Source organism: Amphibacillus indicireducens (assembly GCF_039539605.1).
Lineage (GTDB): Bacteria > Bacillota > Bacilli > Bacillales > Amphibacillaceae > Amphibacillus > Amphibacillus indicireducens.
The window spans coordinates 1-1,627 of sequence record NZ_BAABDL010000146.1; the positions used below are offsets into that span (position 1 = coordinate 1).

The 1,627-nt window shown below is 37.9% G+C and carries 2 protein-coding genes; both read right to left on the bottom strand.

The genetic code is table 11. The features are described from left to right. Nucleotides 1-62: 62 nt before the first annotated feature. Nucleotides 63-545, bottom strand: coding sequence for a hypothetical protein (locus tag ABD814_RS12615; RefSeq protein ID WP_344913891.1), 483 nt, complete (start codon nt 543-545; stop codon nt 63-65). Between the two features lie 155 nt (nt 546-700). After that, on the bottom strand, nt 701-1,441 hold the full coding sequence (locus tag ABD814_RS12620; protein ID WP_344913894.1) for an SDR family NAD(P)-dependent oxidoreductase: 741 nt from the start codon (nt 1,439-1,441) through the stop codon (nt 701-703). Between the last annotated feature and the right edge of the window lie 186 nt (nt 1,442-1,627).

The window sequence follows — 1,627 nt, forward strand, 5'->3', positions numbered from 1 at the left end:
CCTTGCACTTAGTATATCAAAAAATCAACAGAACTGTTAAGAGGACGGCATTTAGATATTATTCAGTGTACACCAATTAATTGATAGACGATTAATAAGATTGAATTCTCCAACATCCGGTACATCGCAATAAATACTGTCGATATCGTATACAAGGCTGCCGACCAACGTGCAATTTCAACGATTAATGGATACTGAAGTAAGGTTGAGCCGTCTGCTGTGAACACATCTGCCACAATCAATACATACAGTTGAAAAGTAAAGTAGAGCGCATTTAAAATTGAGTGTTCAGCTAATGAGTAGTGATAAAAACTGTAAAAACCAGTGATAAATGCAAGTAGAAACAAGAAAATATGAATCGAATACTTTCGGGTATGGTCAATTATGATTGGAAACACAAGCAAATAAACAGCCAATATCACTACAATAACAGGATCAACCACCATCTCTGTTCTGGCAAACCACCAAAACAAAAATAGCCCGATTCCAGCACCGAGGTAATACTTCAAAATTAACTTCCTATTTCGTAAAAATCGCTCTCTCATGATTGATCACTCTCATTTCTCTACTTAAATGAACTCACCTTTATCTTAGCACAGCCTTATCGCTCTAAAAACACAAAAAAGACAAGTAATCGTTGATGATCACCCGCCTTTTAGTTCGCTTTATGAAAAACTCTCCATCGTTACTGACCGCGCCTTTATAAAGCTGCGGATCCACCATCGATCGAAATGACCGCACCATGTATATAAGAAGCTTCATCGCTAAGTAGAAAAGCAACAACATTTCCGACTTCGTGAGGTTGGCCTAATCGACCCATCGGTACTGCGTCTCCCATTGCTTTAATCGCATCTGGTGGGAAAGCTTTTACCATTGGTGTTTCATTAGTTCCTGGCGCAATCGCATTAATTCGAATATTTTCTTTGCCATATTCCCCGGCAATTGTTTTTGTTAAACCAATGACAGCATGTTTTGTTGCAGAATAGGCACCTAATGTTGGCATGCCGACTACACCACCAAGCGAGGCAGTATTAACAATCGAGCCACCACCAGTTTTTAGCATCTCATTGGCAACATATTTCAAGCCATAGAAAGCACCTTTTAAGTTCACATTAACAATCGCATCAAATTCTTCCTCTGAACATTCTAACGTTCTTACTCCAGAACCTGAAATTCCAGCATTGTTAAAGAACATATCAATTTTACCAAAGTGATTGATTGTTTCTGCAACATACTTTTTAACGTCTTCTACTTTACCGACGTCTGCTTGAACAAATATCGCATCAACGCCTAGATCTTTACAGAGTTGAACAGTTTCTTGACCTGTTTGCTCAGATAGATCGACAATCGTTATATTTGCTCCCTTTTGAGCGAGTTTTAGTGCTGCTTCACGTCCGAAACCGCTACCTCCGCCTGTAATAATTGCTGTTTTATTTTTCATTATAATTCACTCCTAAGTCATTTTGTCGAGCTCATTACGCTGTATATTTTCATTATATACCACTCATTGACGTTATAAAAATGAATTGCCTTTAGTTATTGTTTACCCTTTTATCGGGGATTTTACAGTATCCATTCTTATATAAACGAAAAAATGATTGCTCCATCAATGCTGAGCAGTTATTTT

Coding starts and splice junctions, on each gene's coding strand:
- ABD814_RS12615 (WP_344913891.1), bottom strand. CDS start 545: ATGAGAGAGCGATTTTTACGAAATAGGAAGTTAATTTTGAAGTATTAC.
- ABD814_RS12620 (WP_344913894.1), bottom strand. CDS start 1,441: ATGAAAAATAAAACAGCAATTATTACAGGCGGAGGTAGCGGTTTCGGA.